The sequence below is a fragment of the Haloarcula sediminis genome, from assembly GCF_035656455.1.
GTDB classification, from domain to species: Archaea; Halobacteriota; Halobacteria; order Halobacteriales; family Haloarculaceae; genus Haloarcula; species Haloarcula sediminis.
Genome location: NZ_JAYMGA010000029.1, coordinates 1 through 642, shown reverse-complemented (window position 1 = coordinate 642; position 642 = coordinate 1). Strand labels below are relative to the sequence as shown.

Below are 642 nucleotides of genomic sequence, written 5' to 3'. Positions count from 1 at the left end.
ATCACTCGTTCGGTGAACGTCCGAAGTGACTACTCGATTTCTAATTGACCACTTCCGCTACCCCCCTCACCGTCGTTCTCGTCCCATTCGAGTTCGAACTCGATACTTCGTTCAGTCATGTTGCCAGCCGGGCCTTCGCGTTCAGCTTTGACTTCGAAGGTCGGTCGGGCAGGGGGATTCAGCGTGACAGACTCAGTACCTGCTTTCAGGTTGATAGCGTCTCCGCTGTCGAGAGTGTCCGCGACTTTCCGGAGGTACGATGCAATCTCTTCTCGACTCTGGTCGCTCTCTGACTTGAACAGGACTTCTTCAGGCATACGGGAGAAAGTACACAGGCTGCCCGGATAAATGCGCCCACCGTAGTGTGCAGTTGGGACGGCCCGGTGGGCTCACACCTGTTAGGGCATCTACGTCCCAATTACCCGCTACTGAACTCGTTTACCCACGCACCCGAATGCTATTCGGACTCGCGCTTGAAGACTACTGTAGAGTCATATGGAAGATGATCGCTGCATCGGTATCCTGTGTCAAAAAGGCAAGCCGGTGTTCAGCGACGTAGCCGAGCGTCTTCGGAATGCAGGCTTTCAGGTCCGATTCTTTCATCCCCGTTCTCCCTTCTCACCAGCTCATACCGCCGACCTC

Annotated in this window: 1 protein-coding gene; it reads right to left on the bottom strand. The window is 55.0% G+C overall.

The annotated features are described in order from the left end of the window. Nucleotides 1–29: 29 nt before the first annotated feature. Nucleotides 30–317, bottom strand: a complete 288-nt coding sequence (locus tag VJ162_RS18450; protein ID WP_324666289.1) for an amphi-Trp domain-containing protein — start codon at nucleotides 315–317, stop codon at nucleotides 30–32. Between the last annotated feature and the right edge of the window lie 325 nt (nucleotides 318–642).